Below are 15,038 nucleotides of genomic sequence, written 5' to 3'. Positions count from 1 at the left end.
TCAAAGGCTTCTGCCCCAGCTTTGTCTCGGTCCGCGGCGGCACGCTGAAAAAGCCCGAGGCCACGCAATTCGATCTGCCCGATCTGCCCGAACCCACACTGCCCGCCATTGATGGCACGCATAATGTGGTGATCACCGGCGTCGGCGGGACCGGCGTTGTGACCATCGGCGCCGTGCTGGCGCAGGCCGCCCAGATCGACGGCAAGGGCGCCGGCATGATGGAAATGGCCGGTCTGGCCCAGAAAGGCGGGGCAGTGCATATCCACCTGCGTCTGGCCAACCAGCCCGAAGATATCAGTGCCATTCGCGTGGCAACCGGCGAGGCAGACTGTGTGATCGGCGGTGATCTGGTGGTGACGGCAGGGGCCAAGACCATCGGCCTGATGACCACCGGGCGCAGCGGTGCCGTCGTCAATGATCACGAGATCATCACCGGCGATTTCACCCGCTTCCGCGATTTTCAGGTGCCCTCGGATCGGCTGAAGCTGTCGTTGGAGGCACGGCTCAAGGACAATCTGGCCTTTTTCGACGCCAATAACCTGGCGCTGCGTTTGCTGGGCGATTCGATCTATTCCAACATGCTGGTGCTGGGTGGTGCATGGCAGCAGGGTCTGTTGCCCTTGGCCGAAGAGTCGATCCTCGAGGCGATCCGCTTGAACGGCGCCAAGGTCGCGGAAAACCAGCGTGCCTTCCAGATCGGGCGTTGGGCGGTGGCCTTTTCCGAGCAGGCGGCTGAAATGGCGCATCTGCCCAATGAACAGCCAGATCATGTCGAGGATCCGATTGCCTATCGCGAGGCGCGGCTGGTCGATTATCAGGGCAAGGGACTGGTGAAAAAGTTCCGCAAACTGGTTGATAGTGCGCCCGAAGAACTGCGGGAACCCGTTGCGAGCGGCTATTACAAGCTGTTGGCCTATAAGGATGAATACGAGGTCGCGCGGTTGCACCTGACCACGGCCGATCAAGTTGCGGCGCAGTGGGATGGTGATGTGAAGCTGTCCTTCCATCTGGCCCCGCCGATGCTGCCGGGCAAGGATGCCGAAGGCCGACCGCTCAAGCGCGAGTTCGGTCCCTGGGTTCTGACCGCGTTCAAGGCATTGGCGGCGATGAAGGGGCTGCGTGGCACACCGTTCGATGTGTTCGGCTATTTCCCCGAACGCCGCCGCGAACGCGCGATGATTCGCGACTACCGGGCCACTATGGAAGAGGTCATCGCCAAGGTGACGCCGGCGACCATGCCCATTGCCGTTGAACTGGCCGAACTGCCTCTGTCGATCCGCGGCTACGGTCTGGTCAAGGACAAGGCCGCAGACGAGGCCGAGGCGCGCCGGGCCGAATTGCTGGAACAGTTCCGCAGTGGCGGGGCACCGGTGCTGCAAGCGGCCGAGTGACGCATTGGCCAAAGGCCCCATTCCCAAACTCTGCGCCGGGGCTTAGAAGGTCCCGGCGTGGTGATTGGAGGCGGGCATGGCGGTTGGAGTATTCGATTCGGGGCTTGGGCGGCTGACAGTGCACAAGGGCATTGCCAATCGTTTGCCCGATCTGCCGCTGGTCTATTACGGCGACAATGCCAATACGCCTTATGGCGTGCGCGATGCGCAGGATATCTTTGAGCTGACCTGCCAGGGGGTCGAGCGGCTGTGGGATGAGGGCTGTGATCTGGTCATCCTGGCCTGCAACACCGCCGCCGCCGTTGCCCTGAAGCGCATGCAGGAAACCTGGCTGCCCAAGGACAAGCGCGTGCTTGGGGTGTTTGTGCCGATGATCGAGGCGTTGACCGAAAGGCAATGGGGTGACAATTCACCGCCGCGCGAAGTGGCGGTCAAGCATGTCGCCCTGTTTGCCACGCCGCAACCGTCGCCAGCCGCGCCTTTCAGCGTGAACTGGCCTTTCGAGCCGTGGGCGTCGATGTCGAGGCGCAGCCTTGCGGCGGTGTTGTCGATGCGATCGAGCAGGGTGACGAGATTCTGGCCGAGGCGCTGGTCACCAGCCATGTCGAGGCCCTGCTGCGCCGAATGCCGCATCCAGAGGCGGCGATTCTGGGCTGTACGCATTATCCGTTGGTGGAAGAGACCTTTCAGCGTGCGCTTGGCGAGAATGTGACCGTCTATTCCCAAGCCGGACTGGTCGCCGACAGTTTGACGGACTATCTTGAGCGTCACCCGGATATGCAGGGCGATGGAACTGCCAGCAAGTTTCTGACAACCGGCGATCCGGTCCGAGTATCGGGAAAGGCGACGCAATTCCTGCGCCATTCGATTCAGTTTGAAAAAACTTGAGGTATCGTCGTGTCTGGTATGAAATCATTAAAAAAACGGCGGCGCGTTCAGGTCATCATGGCGGCCTTTGTGGCGTTGGTGGTGGCGGTTGTCTTGATCGGCTACGGTTTTCGCGATGGCATCAACCTCTATCGTTCGCCCAGTCAGTTGGCCGAAGTGGCGCCAGGGCCGGACGAGTATTTTCAGTTGGGCGGCCTGGTCAAAGACGGGTCGATCACGAATTTGGACGGGGTAGCCTTCGACTTTGTCGTGACGGACGGCGTGGCCGAGATCCCGGTGCGCTATGTCGGCGGCGACCGCGTCCCGATCTGTTCACCGAAGGTCAGGGCACCATCGCCAAGGGGTATTTCCGCAATGGGCAGTTCGAGGCGGATAATCTGCTGGCCAAGCATGACGAGACCTATATGCCGAAAGAGGTCGTCGACACGCTGAAGGAAGCCGGCGTTTATCAGGACCCGAATTCCTGATCCTTGCGTCCCGCGACAGCCGGGGACTTTGCGTCCCCCGACCCCCTGCAGGATATTTTCATGAAGAAGAATGTGGGGTTTGCGGCAACGCTCGCTTGGTTAATCGGAGGTTAACCGCGGAGGCGCAGCCTTGGATCATTCGCTGGTTGGGCGGTTGGTGCAAGGGGGATTGCGATGAAGAGTGTCGAAGAGATCGCGCGCGATATCGTGGCGCGTGAGGGCGGTTTTCGTGAACGATCCGGATGATCCGGCGCGGCCACGAACTACGGCGTCACGATTGCACGATGCGTCGCCTGGGCAAGGATCTGAACCGGGATGGCCGCGTGGATACGGCCGATGTCAAGGCGCTGACGCGGGCGCAGGCCACCGGGATTTTCATTGACCATTACTTTGCAGGCCCGCGTCTGGCGGAGCTGCCCGAGGCGGTGCAGGCAGCGTTTTCGATATGTATGTGAATGCGGGTACGAATGCCGTGAAGATCCTGCAGCGCATGGTCAGCCGGATGGGGTTTGCCGCCAGCGATGATGGGTGGTCGGTCCCCAGACCATCGAGGCCGTCCATGCGGCGGCCGAGGCTGCGCCGGGGCATCTGGCGGATGCTTATGGATTGCGCGCAGGAACTATTACTACGCGTTGGCCGATCAGCGCCCGGCCAGTCGGAAATATGCGCGGCGGCGTGATGGCGGCAAGGGTGGCTGGATCGCACGCGCCGAAGAGTTCATTGCGAGAAATACCATCTGAGTTCCGCGCAACATCGTGAGAGGACCGCCAAATGGGCATGATTGACCGCTTTCTTGGCGCCGGGGGCGACGGTCACTGCTGTCGGGCATGCCGCGACCGGGTATGGCCGAGGTATTCACCCAGAACGTCACCCGGCGGATGGAGTTGGACGAAGAGGCTTATGCCCGCGCCATGGTCCAGATGGGCAGGAGTTCGAGATTGCCCGCGCCGGCTGGTTCGACAGCTTTATCAACGGGTTGAACCGGCTGCCTCGGCCGGTGCTGACGATGGGAGTGCTGGTTTTTCCTCTACGCCATGGTCGAGCCTTTGGGTTTTTCTGTGCGGATGCAGGCTGTCGCTGGTGCCCGAGCCGCTGTGGTGGTTGCTGGGCGCCATCGTCAGCTTTTATTTTGGCGCGCGTGAGGCACATTATTTCCGCAATCGTGACGGCATCCGACCTGGGTGAGCAGCGCCTGTGACGGATGCCCGGCGCGCAGGGCGTCTTGCAGGCTCATGTCGGCCGACGACAATTTTGCCGATAATGCGGCGCTGCGGGATGGGCTGTGACCTTGGTCTAGGCGTATTCACACCGAATACTGATGAGATGCGTCAAAAGGGGGGACTGTTCCCCTTTTTCGCGTGCTAGACTGGGCTCTGAACGTAGGAGAACCCATGATTGCCGAGATTGGGCCTTTCGCCTGATCTTGCTTTTGCGGTCTCGCTTTATCAGATGGTCATTCCGATGATCGGCGCGGCGCGGGGCCTTCCCGCCTGGATGGACAGTGCGCGACCGGCTGCGCTGGCGCAGTTCGGGCTGACCGGGATTTCCTTTGCGGCGCTGACGGTTGCCTTCGTCACTCGGATTTCTCGCTGAAGCTGGTCTATGAGAACAGTCACACCGACAAGCCGATGCTCTATAAAGTGACGGGCGTCTGGGGAACCACGAAGGTTCATGCTGCTATGGGTGTGATTCTGGCGTTGTTTGGCGCGGCGGCGGCGGCGTTTTTCGGCAATCTGCCGCCCAGCCTGCGGGCGCGGGTGCTGGGGGTGCAGGCGGTCGATTGGCGCGGCTTCTATGCGTTCATCATCTTTACATCGAACCCGTTTTTCGGCTGGCCAATCCGCCTTTAACGGGCGCGACCTGAACCGCTGCTGCAAGATCCGGGCTTGGCCTTTCATCCGCGTTCTTTACCTCGGCTATGTGGCTGAGCATGTCGTTCAGTTTTGCCGTGGCCGCCCTGATCGAGGGCGCGTAGATGCGGCATGGGCGCGTTGGGTCAGGCCGTGGACGCTGCGGCCTGGATGTTTCTGACGTGGGCATCGCATTGGGTCCTGGTGGCGTATTACGAATTGGGCTGGGGCGGCTTTTGGTTCTGGACCCGGTCGAGAATGCCAGCTTCATGCCCTGGCTTTTGGCAGCAGCCCTGCTGCATTCGGCCATCGTCGTGGAAAAGCGCGAGGCGTTGAAAAGCTGGACCATCTGCTGGCGATCATGCCTTTGGTTTTCACTCATCGGGACGTTTATCGTGCGTTCGGGGTCATCACCTCGGTCCACAGTTTCGCCAACGATCCCGAACGCGGGGTCTTTATCCTCGCCATCCTTGCGGTTTTCGTCGGCGCCGCGCTGACACTTTATGCCGCGCGCGCAGGGGCGATGACGGCCAAGGGGGTGTTTTCGCCTGTCTCGCGAGAGGGGCGTTGGTGCTGAACAATATCCTTTTGGCGGTGGCGGCGTTTGTGGTGTTCATTCGGCACGATCTGGCCGCTGGTGGCCGAGTTTTTCTGGGATCGGAAACTGTCGGTCGGTGCGCCGTTCTTTAACCAGGCCTTCACGCCTTTCATGATCGTGCTTGCGGTGGTCCTGCCCGTTGGCGCGATCATGCCGTGGAAGCGTGGCGATATCGCCCGTGCGATCCGGCCCTTGCGCGGCGCGCTGGTGCTGACCGGTGCTGTGATGCTGCTTATCTGGGCCGTCTCGACGGCCATTCGGCCATCGCGGTCATCGGCGCCGGTCTGGGCGTCTGGCTGGTCCTGGGCGCTGCGTCCGAGTTGATCCACCGCACCGGACGTTCCGGCCTGTCGCGTCTGGTTCGGCTGCCGCGTGCAGACTGGGGCAAGGCGGTGGCGCATAGCGGGTTGGGGATCACCTTTATCGGTGTGGCCCTGCTGACCGCCTGGCAGGTCGAGGACATCCGCGTCGCCCAGATCGATGAGGCCTATGATGTCGGCGGCTACAGTCTGACGCTGCGCTCGGTCGATGAGGTGCAGGGGCCGAACTATCTGTCGACCATGGCCGCGATTGATGTGTCCAAGGATGGCGAGCCGGTGGCGACGCTGCACCCGGAAAAACGGATCTATCCGGTTCAGGCCATGCCCACGACGAGGCGGCGATCGACAATGGCGTTTTCCGCGACATCTATCTGGTGATTGGCGATCGGCAGGCAGACGGGGGATGGGCGGTGAGGTCCTATATCAAACCCTTCGCCAACTGGATCTGGCTCGGATGCATCATGATGGCCATCGGCGGGCTGATCAGCCTGTCGATCGGCGCTACCGGGTGGCTGCCGGCGCGCGCAAGGCGCCCGCCAACGCTGTACCCGCCGAATGAGGCGCGTATTTGCGATCCTGTTTGTGCTGCTGATGCCAGTGTTGGCACTGGCGGTGCAGCCCGATGAGGTGCTGGACGATCCGGCGCTGGAAACGCGTGCGCGAGAGATCTCGCAAAAACTGCGTTGTCCGGTCTGCCAGGGCGAGAATATCGACGAATCCAATGCGGCGATCAGCCGTGACCTGCGGCTCTATGTTCGCGAACGGCTGGTCGCAGGCGACGATAACGGGCAAGTCATTCAGGCGGTCACGGACCGGTTCGGCGAGTTCGTCCTGTTCGAGCCGCCGGCACGCGGGGTCAATCTGCTGCTGTGGCTTGCGGGGCCGGCGATGGCGTTCATCGCGCTGCTGATCGGCTGGTCTTTCCTGCGCAGCCGCCAGCGCGCGAAACAGAGACATCAGCGCCGCTAAGTGATGAAGAACGCGCCCGGCTGGACCGGATCATGCGCGACTAACCGTCGGTTGACGTGCGGTCCGGGGTTTTCTTGGCGCCGAAAACCGGCAAGATGCCGACAGATAGCGAGGGCAGCACCATGAGCTTCGAGACCATCCAGTTTTCCATCCGTGACGGCATCGCGACCATCATCCTGAACCGGCCGATCTGATGAATGCGTTGAACACCCGCATGCGGGCCGAGATCACGCAGGCTCTGACGGGGCTGGCGACGATGTTCGTTGCGTTGTTCTGACGGGCTCGGGCCGGGCCTTTTGTTCGGGCAGGACCTTACCGATACCAACTCGGTCACCGATATCGAAGGCACCCTGCGCGATGAATACGAGCCGATGCTGCGAGCGATCGTCGATTGCCCGGTGCCGGTGATCGCGGCGGTAAACGGCACCGCTGCGGGTGCGGGTGCCAATCTGGCGCTGTGCTGTGATGTGGTGATCGCCGCCGAAAGCGCCAGCTTCATTGAGGCCTTTACCCGTATCGGGTTGATCCCGGATGCGGGCGGTACATGGTTTATCCCGCGTCTGGTCGGCCATGCCCGTGCGATGGGGATGATGTTGATGGCCGATGCGATTCCCGCGCAGAAGGCGGCTGATTGGGGGCTGATCTGGCAGGCGCTGCCCGATGATCAGTTCGCTAAGGGCGTGGTCGAGACCGCGCGCAAGCTGGCCGATGGCCCGACCAGTGCCTATCGGGCGGTCCGCAAACTGGTTGCCGAATCGATGGACAACGATCTGGACGATCAGTTGAAGCTGGAGGCCAAGCTACAAGGCCAGGCAGGCCGCAGTTCAGATTTCAGCGAGGTGTTCAGGCGTTTCTGCAAAAGCGTCCGGCGAAATTCACCGGCCGGTAGGGTTCGAAGCCCGGGCCGGGCGATACACACGGCACAGGCGTAGGTCGTGGCTGCGCGGTAAACTGCAATCCACATAGGCTAAACAGCGCCCAGTCACGGTCGGGCGCTGTCCTTTTTTCGTGTGTTCAACCCCGCGCGCGGCGGCCACCCCTACGGCCACCAGCTGCGCCACCACCGCCGGCTGCCTTGGCAGCCTCGGGGAAGGGGTGCCGGCATGAACGGCCTCGATCACGCGGCTGAAACGGATCCAGTCGCCACCATTCGGGTCGTGGTTCATCAGGAAATTGGCGGCCTTGATTGCCTCCATCTCGGCTGAACGCACCGGGTTCATGATGGCGCTGGTCATGCCCGCGCCAATGGCCATGGGCAGGAAGGCCGCGTTGATGCCGTGGCGGTTGGGCAGGCCAAAGCTGATATTGCTGGCGCCGCAGGTCGTGTTCACGCCCAGTTCGTCGCGCAGCTTGCGCACCAGCGCGAACACCTGACGCCCGGCGGATGCCATTGCGCCCACCGGCATGACCAGCGGATCAACCACGATGTCATGCGCGGGAATGCCGAAATCGGCGGCGCGTTCGACGATCTTCTTGGCCACGGCAAAGCGGACCTCGGGGTCCTCGCTGATGCCGGTATCGTCGTTGGAAATCGCCACCACCGGCACGTTGTATTGCTTGACCAGCGGCAGAACCAGTTCCAGCCGCTCTTCCTCGCCGGTCACACTGTTGAGCAGCGGGCGCCCCTTGCAGGCCTCGAGCCCCGCCTTCAGCGCGCCGGGAACCGAGCTGTCGATGCACAGCGGCACATCGACCAGCGCCTGAATCCGGTTGATCAGTTCGGGCATCAGCATCGGCTCGACAAAGTTGTTGTCGGCATAGCGCGGATCATCGGCCATCTTGTTGGTGAAAACCGCGCCCGAGTTCACGTCCAGCACCGTGGCCCCGCAAGCCACCTGTTCCAGCGCGTCCTTTTCGACGGTCGTGAAATCGTCCATCTCCAGTTCCGCCGCCAGCTTCTTGCGTCCGGTGGGATTGATACGCTCGCCAATGACGCAAAAGGGTTCGTCAAAGCCGATGATCACGGTCTTTGTGGCGGATTCCAGAACAGTGCGGGTCATAAAGGGCCTTTCAAGGGGTTCAGGCGTCGCGAAAGCGCGTCAGCCAATCGGTCGAAGCGGTGATACCACCAAGCGGAAAGAGATGCGCGGCCTCGATTGCGAAATCCGGGTTATCGGCTTTGTGACGTGCGATCCGGGTGATGAATTCGTTGGGCTCATAGGGTTTGAGCAGCTTGGTCACATCACGGGCGCGGCGTTGCAGCACGCGCAGGGAGGGGCCGACACCGCACATGATGGCGAATTTCAGCATGGTTTGCAGCTTGGCAGGACCGGCCACGCCAATGCGGATCGGCAGGTCCAGACCGGCGGCCTGCAGCTTGTTGACCCATTCGATCACGGGTTTCGCCTCAAAGCAGAACTGGGTCACGATTCCCATCTGCGCGTCGCTGCGTTCGGCAAATGCCTTTTTCCACCGCAAGGCCGCCATGACCTGCGCATCGCCGCCATCAGGGTCGATGTCGCGGTTCCCCTCGGGTGGCCGGCCACGTAAAGCCGCTGGAAATCGCCAAAGAGGCCGGTGTCCAGCATCTGCATCGAATCGGCAAACTCGCCCTTGGGCGCGTTCAGACCACCGCCCAGCAGCAGCGCGCTGGTGGCGCCGGCATCGCGATAGGCAGCGATCCACTGCGCCAGGGCGGCGCGGTCCGGCACGATGCGCGCGGGGATATGGGGGACGGGCGCAAAGCCTTCGCGTGCCAGTCTCGCCACGGTTGCCTGCATCTCTGACGCATCGGTGCCGTCGATATGGGCGACAAAGACCTGCGTGCCTGCCGGCAGGTGATCGCGGAAATCGGTGATCTTCTCCGCCGTGCGCGGCATCACCTCGACCGAGGCGCCTTGCAAAAAGGCCGGAAGCGCGGATGCGCCGGTTCTTGGGGTCCGAAATTGCATAAGCGTCATTTTTGCAGCCTTTCAGTCCGTGTTCCAGCCGTCATTGGCGATCAGCGCCTTCAGACGGGCGGTGTCATATTCGGCCTCGATCCTGGTGGCTTCGGCCTGCGGGTCGTCGCCATCGGCGGCTGCACGCCGCCACTGGCTTAGATAATCATCGGTTCCTGCCAAGCCGGCCTTCATCGCGGCCCGGTCGATTGCCTGTTCAAAGCGTTCGCTCAGAATGACGCGCGTCGCGTTTCGGCCCTTGCCCATGGTCACCTGGGCAGGGATGTCGCGCCAATAGACGAGCGTCAGTCCGGACATTCGGAACTCCTGTTTCTTTGGTCTCATTAGGGCCGCAGCGCCAAGGCTGATAAGACGCTTGCGACCATCACGCGGGCCATTTGCGACCTCGCGGGTCGCTTGTGGCGCGGCTGATGCAAGCGCGCAACGGGCGGGGGCGTGAAACCTTTGCAACTTCATCATGGGCCGGCCGATTGCGTCGCGGCCTGCCTGCCGCTAGCCTTTGCCCATGAACCAGCTTTCTGACTTTGGCGAATATGATTTCGTGATCATCGGCGCAGGCAGTGCCGGCTGCGTCCTGGCGAACCGTTTATCAGCCGATCCGCGCCACAGGGTGCTGCTGCTCGAGGCTGGTGGCAGCGATAATCGCTTTTGGGTGCATGTCCCGGTTGGCTATCTTTATTCGATGGGCAATCCAGCGGTCGACTGGTGCTACAAGACAGAGCCCGAGGCAGGGCTGAACGGCCGGGTGCTGAACTATCCGCGAGGGAAGGTGCTGGGCGGCTGCTCCTCGATCAACGGCATGATCTATATGCGCGGGCAGGCGGCTGATTTTGACGGCTGGCGGCAGGCGGGCAATCCGGGCTGGGGCTGGGATGATGTGCTGCCCTATTTCCGCAAATCCGAGCATCATTTTGGCGAGGCCAGCGATTTGCACGGCAACGAGGGCGAATTGCGGGTCGAGCAGCAGCGGCTGAACTGGCCGATCCTCGATGCGGTGGCCGAGGCCGCCCAAGAGATGGGCTTGCCGGCCTGCGCCGATTTCAACTGCGGCGATAATGAGGGCGTCGGCTATTTCCCCGTGAACCAGCGCCGAGGTGTCCGCTGGAACGCGCGCAAGGCGTTTCTGGACCCTGCGCGCCGCCGGCCCAACCTGCGCATCGTGACCGGTGCGATGGCCGAGCGGCTGGTGATAGACGAGGGCCGCGTCAGGGGCGTCGTCTTTCAACAGGGCGGGCAGCAGCGCATCGCGCGGGCGCGGGCCGAGGTGGTGCTGGCGGCGGGTGCGATCAATTCGCCCGCGCTGCTGGAACTGTCGGGGATCGGTGCTGCCGCGCATCTGGCCGGTCTGGGTGTGCCCGTTGTGCTGGATCTGCCGGGTGTGGGCGCGAATCTGCAAGATCACCTGCAATTGCGCACGGTGTTCAGGATCAGCGGCGCGCGCACCCTGAACGATCGCGCGGCCACGATCTGGGGCAAGGCCGGCATCGCGCTGGAATATGCCATGCGCCGGACCGGGCCGATGGCCATGGCGCCTTCTCAGTTGGGGATATTCGCGCGCAGCGATGACCGTTTCGCGACACCAAACCTTGAATATCACGTCCAGCCCCTGTCGCTGGACAAGTTCGGTGACCCGTTGCACCCGTTTCCGGGGCTGACGATCTCGATCTGCAATCTGCGCCCCGACAGCCGGGGTCACAGCCATATCCGCAGCCCGCGCGCAGGGGATGCGCCCGCCATCGTGCTGAACTACCTGTCAACGCAAAGCGACCGCGAGGTGGCGGCTGACAGCATCCGCCATGCCCGCCGATTGATGGCCACGCACCGCATGGCCGATTTTTCCCCCGCAGAGATCCTGCCGGGCGCCGCGCTGAAATCGCAGTCCGATCTGGAACGCGCCGCAGGCGATGTCGGCACCACGATCTTTCACCCGGTCGGCACGACGAAGATGGGCACCGATGACATGGCGGTGGTCGATCCTCGCTTGCGGCTGCGCGGGCTGGCCGGTCTGCGCATCGCCGATGCGGGGGTGATGCCGACGCTTCCGTCGGGCAACACCCATGCGCCAGCCACGATGATCGGCGAAAAGGCCGCCGCGATGATTTTGGAGGATGCGCGACAGCCTGTCACGAATCTGTAAGCCGTGATATCAACGCACAAGGGCAACTTTGCAGAGCGCACCATGCTGACACGCCGCCTTTTCACCGCAACCGCGCTGTCATCTGGCGTCATGTCGCTGTCAGGTTGCGACTGGCTAAGCTTTCCGGATGCGCAGACCTTTGATCTGGGCGCGAACGCGGTCGACACGCATATGCACCTGTTCAATGGCCGCGATGTGCCCGCACAGGGATTTCTGCGGCAGGTCGTGTTTCCCGAATTGGCCGATGAACTGCCCGTCGGGGTCGTGCAGCCCTTGGCCGCGATGATCGTCGATTTTCTGCTGACGGGAACGCGGACGGCTGGCGAGGAACTGGCCGATATGGGCGGCGGGGCACGGACCAAGGCGCTTACGCGGCCCGATACCGATGAGGCGCGATTGGCGCAGGCCATCGATGGCTATTACGGCACCGCGCGCGACAAGGGGGTGCAAGCCCGGCAGGCGCAAAGGTCGATCATACCGGCTGATGCGGAGATCGCGACAGTTCCGCTGATGGCGCCCGATGCGTTGTTGCTGGATGCCATGGCAGATGCCGCAGGCGTCCCGCTGGACGAGGCGGCAGCCGGCATTCCCGCACCGAGCATTGCCCCGGCTGCGGCGCCAGATGCCCGCATGCGCAGCGCCGCACCCGCAGCAGCCAGTGCCAGCCTTGGCCAACAGCTGGCGCCCGGTCTGCTGCAACCCGACCGGCAGGATGCCGCCGCCGAAAGCCTAAATCTGGCGGGCATTCTGCAATGGGCCGTGCTGATGACCCGCGACCGACGCTTTATCTGGGACCGGGCAAGGCAGCTTTACGGCAAGCAGAACGAGGCCAAGATCTTTTGCAACTACCTTGTCGATCTGGGCATGTGGCTGGATTACCCCGAGACGCGGACCCAAAGCACGATGCGCGATCAGATCGAACTGGCATCGCGGCTGGCGCAGGATCAGCGCGATGTTCTGGTGCTGAATTTCGTGCCTTTCTGTCCGCTGCGCGCAGCAATGGATCAGGGTCAGGCAATGCGCGATGTGCAGCACGCTATCCTGAACCGAGGCTTTGCGGGGGTCAAACTCTACCCGTCGATGGGCTTTCGACCCGACGATAACAGTAGCATCAGCTTTGCTCATGCCAGCGATGCCGTGCGGCGCAATCCGCCGGCACGCAGCGCGTTGGACGGGGCGCTGACCGCGCTGTATGACTGGTGTCAGGAAAATGACGTGCCCATTGCCACCCACGGTTCGCACAGCATGGGTGCGGGGCCGGGGACCGAGGCCTATTGCGCGCCGTGGCTGTGGAAGGATGTTCTGGCCGCGCGCCCAGAGCTGCGGGTCAATCTGGCGCATTTCGGCGGGTTCGGCGATCACAATCCGGCATCATGGCAGGCGCAACTGGGTGCGCTGATGCGTGAGGATATCAACCTTTATTTCGATACCGGCTATTGGCACGAGGCGTCGGCGGTGTCGTCGGCCCAATTGCGAACGGCGCAGGAATTTCTGGGCCAGAATGGCGTGGCGTGGCGGCGCATGATGTATGGCAGCGACTGGCACATGATCGCCCGAGAGCCGGTGCAGACGACCTATCACGGTCAGCTGCGCGGCTTTGTCGGTGCGGTGGCGCAAGGCGACGCCGGACGGGTCGGCGATATCATGGGCGGCAACGCGATGCGCTGGCTGGGGCTGGATCGGCCAGAGGGAGATCAGTTTACCCGGCTGGCCGCGCGGTTTGGCGGGCATCGCATCTGGCGGTCTCTGATAGCCCCCGCTTAGCCCGCCTGTGCCATGCGGCGTGTCTGCAACTGCCGCCAGGTGAAGGCGGCGATGAAGATCGCGGTCAGGACCAGAATGATGGTGGGGGCAGGGGCGCTGTCCAGCCAGAAACTGATCCAGACACCGGCGAGGCATGAAAACAGCGACACAGCCGAGGCGACGATCATCATCGTCTGCATACGCCGGGTCAGCAGAAAGGCGATGGCACCGGGCGCGATCAGCAGACCGACGGCCATGATGATGCCAACGGCAGACAGCATTGCCACGACCGTCAGCGAAATGGCTGACAACAATCCGTAATGAAGCCAGCGCACAGGCAGGCCGGCGACACGCGCCTGCACCGGATCAAAGCTGTGCAATGTCAGATCGCGCCAATTGATCACGATGCCGGCGCTGACGATGACCGAGATGATCGCGGTGTTGATCATCTGCGCGGCATCGACGCCGAAGATATTGCCAAAGAGGACATGGTCCAGATGCACCCCGGACGAGATCGCGACGTACAGAACCATCCCAAGGGCGAACATGCCCGACATGACAACGCCCAGAACCGTGTCCTGTTTGACCCGGCTGTTTTCCTGCAGGAAGCCTGCGGCCAGCGCACAGATCATCCCCGCCACAAAGGCACCGATGATTAGCGGCAGCCCAAGGATATAGGCCAGAACCACACCGGGCAGCACCGCATGGCTGATGGCATCGCCCATCAGGCTCCAGCCCTTGAGGACCAGAAAGCAGGACAGCAGTGCGGCCGGAACCGCGATGATCGCGGCGATCAGGAACGCGTCGCGCATGAAAGGATAGGCGAAGGGCTGGGTCAGCATCTCGATCATGATGCGGCCTCCTCTTCTGCCGACCGGGCGTCGACCCGGCGCAGGGCTTGCGCCGCGCGGCGTCGCGCTGCCAGCATGCCGTGCGTGGGCGCAAAGACAAAGGCTGCTAGAAAGATCAGCGTCTGCATCAGCACGATGATCCCCCCGGTGGCGCCATCGAGAAAGAAAGACAGATAGGCACCGACGCCCGAGGTCAGCGTGCCGATGGTCACCGACAGCGCAATCAGCCGTGGAAAGCGGTCCGTCAGCAGATAGGCGGTGGCACCGGGCGTGACGACCATGGCCACGACCAGAAACGCCCCCACGGTCTGCATCGCGGCAACCGTACAGGCCGCTAGCAGCGTGAAGAACAGGACCCGCAGCCTGTCGGGCTTCAGGCCGATGGTCCGGGCGTGGGTCTCGTCGAAGAAGACGGCCATCAGGTCGCGCCATTTCAGCAGCAGGATTACCAGCGAGACAACGCCGATGATCGCAAGCTGCAGCGCATCGCCGGGCGAGATGGCCAGAATATTGCCCATGGTGATGGTCTGGATATCCACCGCCATCGGGTTCAGCGAAACCATGAACAGCCCCAGCCCGAAGAAGCTGGTGAAGATCAGCCCGATAATCGCATCCTCGCGCAACCCGCTGCGATTGCTGAGAAACAACATTGTCAGCGCCGCCAGTCCGCCCGACAGAAACGCACCAAGCGCAAAGGGCAGGCCCAGCATGTAGGCACCAGCAACGCCCGGCACGATGGAATGCGACAGGGCGTCGCCGATCAGGCTCCAACCTTTCAGCATCAGATAGGCTGACAGAAAGGCGCAGACGCCGCCGACCAGCGCCGACACCCAGATGGCGTTGGACATGAAACTGTATTGAAACGGGATCAGCAGCGTCTCTAGCATGATGACCCCGCATGATGTTCTCGCAGCAGGGCGGGCA

The 15,038-nt window shown here is 62.7% G+C and carries 11 protein-coding genes and 7 pseudogenes; 13 read left to right on the top strand and 5 right to left on the bottom strand.

Going from position 1 to position 15,038, the window contains the following annotated elements; genetic code table 11:
* Positions 1-128: 128 nt before the first annotated feature.
* The 11 genes and pseudogenes from CUV01_RS00005 (at position 129) to CUV01_RS18450 (ending at position 7,372) form a co-directional block, all read left to right on the top strand.
* Positions 129-1,391, top strand: a complete 1,263-nt coding sequence (locus CUV01_RS00005; protein ID WP_422385855.1) for a DUF6537 domain-containing protein — start codon at positions 129-131, stop codon at positions 1,389-1,391.
* A gap of 76 nt (positions 1,392-1,467) precedes the next feature.
* A pseudogene (locus CUV01_RS18480) lies at positions 1,468-2,279 on the top strand (glutamate racemase).
* Positions 2,280-2,297: 18 nt separating this feature from the next.
* A pseudogene (ccmE, locus tag CUV01_RS18475) lies at positions 2,298-2,746 on the top strand (cytochrome c maturation protein CcmE).
* Positions 2,747-2,920: 174 nt separating this feature from the next.
* Positions 2,921-3,527, top strand: a pseudogene (locus CUV01_RS18470) (holin-associated N-acetylmuramidase).
* On the top strand, positions 3,518-3,931 hold the full coding sequence (locus tag CUV01_RS20405; protein ID WP_422385854.1) for a 3TM-type holin: 414 nt from the start codon (positions 3,518-3,520) through the stop codon (positions 3,929-3,931). The pseudogene CUV01_RS18470 and the gene CUV01_RS20405 overlap by 10 nt, the downstream one beginning before the upstream one ends.
* A gap of 210 nt (positions 3,932-4,141) precedes the next feature.
* Positions 4,142-4,339: a hypothetical protein gene (locus CUV01_RS20165; protein ID WP_232962356.1), complete on the top strand. Its 198-nt coding sequence runs from the start codon at positions 4,142-4,144 to the stop codon at positions 4,337-4,339.
* 86 nt (positions 4,340-4,425) lie between these two features.
* Entirely contained in the window at positions 4,426-4,596 is a 171-nt protein-coding gene (locus CUV01_RS20160) for a hypothetical protein (RefSeq protein WP_232962354.1), read from the top strand.
* A gap of 125 nt (positions 4,597-4,721) precedes the next feature.
* Positions 4,722-5,093 (top strand): cytochrome c biogenesis protein CcsA, encoded by a 372-nt coding sequence (ccsA, locus tag CUV01_RS20325; protein WP_338418326.1) that lies wholly within the window; start codon positions 4,722-4,724, stop codon positions 5,091-5,093.
* Positions 5,006-6,140: pseudogene (locus CUV01_RS20400) on the top strand (cytochrome c-type biogenesis CcmF C-terminal domain-containing protein). Before ccsA ends, CUV01_RS20400 begins: the two are co-directional and overlap by 88 nt.
* Positions 6,070-6,483 (top strand): cytochrome c-type biogenesis protein, encoded by a 414-nt coding sequence (locus CUV01_RS18455; protein WP_422385853.1) that lies wholly within the window; start codon positions 6,070-6,072, stop codon positions 6,481-6,483. The pseudogene CUV01_RS20400 and the gene CUV01_RS18455 overlap by 71 nt, the downstream one beginning before the upstream one ends.
* A 122-nt stretch (positions 6,484-6,605) precedes the next feature.
* Positions 6,606-7,372: pseudogene (locus CUV01_RS18450) on the top strand (enoyl-CoA hydratase-related protein).
* Between the two features lie 125 nt (positions 7,373-7,497).
* Here the strand turns inward: CUV01_RS18450 and CUV01_RS18445 are convergent.
* The 3 genes and pseudogenes from CUV01_RS18445 to CUV01_RS18435 form a co-directional block, all read right to left on the bottom strand.
* A pseudogene (locus CUV01_RS18445) lies at positions 7,498-8,483 on the bottom strand (methyltetrahydrofolate cobalamin methyltransferase).
* A gap of 19 nt (positions 8,484-8,502) precedes the next feature.
* Positions 8,503-9,383: pseudogene (locus CUV01_RS18440) on the bottom strand (methylenetetrahydrofolate reductase).
* Between the two features lie 12 nt (positions 9,384-9,395).
* The gene (locus CUV01_RS18435) at positions 9,396-9,680 is read right to left on the bottom strand and encodes a virulence factor (RefSeq protein WP_101458700.1); all 285 of its coding nucleotides are present in this window, start codon (positions 9,678-9,680) and stop codon (positions 9,396-9,398) included.
* A gap of 208 nt (positions 9,681-9,888) precedes the next feature.
* On the opposite strand from CUV01_RS18435, the gene CUV01_RS18430 reads away from it, so the two are divergent.
* Positions 9,889-11,520 (top strand): GMC family oxidoreductase, encoded by a 1,632-nt coding sequence (locus tag CUV01_RS18430; protein WP_101458699.1) that lies wholly within the window; start codon positions 9,889-9,891, stop codon positions 11,518-11,520.
* A 42-nt stretch (positions 11,521-11,562) separates the two neighbouring features.
* Complete coding sequence (locus CUV01_RS18425) at positions 11,563-13,284, top strand: amidohydrolase family protein (RefSeq protein ID WP_101458698.1); 1,722 nt, start codon at positions 11,563-11,565, stop codon at positions 13,282-13,284.
* Here the strand turns inward: CUV01_RS18425 and CUV01_RS18420 are convergent.
* Together CUV01_RS18420 and CUV01_RS18415 are read right to left on the bottom strand one after the other, a co-directional pair.
* Positions 13,281-14,114, bottom strand: a complete 834-nt coding sequence (locus CUV01_RS18420) for a metal ABC transporter permease (RefSeq protein WP_101458697.1) — start codon at positions 14,112-14,114, stop codon at positions 13,281-13,283. The two genes, CUV01_RS18425 and CUV01_RS18420, sit on opposite strands and share 4 nt — an antisense overlap.
* A complete protein-coding gene (locus CUV01_RS18415; RefSeq protein WP_101458696.1) occupies positions 14,111-15,001 on the bottom strand; it encodes a metal ABC transporter permease in 891 nt (296 codons plus the stop codon). The genes CUV01_RS18420 and CUV01_RS18415 overlap by 4 nt, the downstream gene beginning before the upstream one ends.
* Positions 15,002-15,038: the final 37 nt, after the last annotated feature.

It is taken from the genome of Paracoccus tegillarcae, assembly GCF_002847305.1.
In the GTDB taxonomy this organism is placed as follows: domain Bacteria; phylum Pseudomonadota; class Alphaproteobacteria; order Rhodobacterales; family Rhodobacteraceae; genus Paracoccus; species Paracoccus tegillarcae.
Note: the sequence above shows the minus strand (reverse complement) of the source record. Positions and strands in the feature narration are given on the sequence as shown.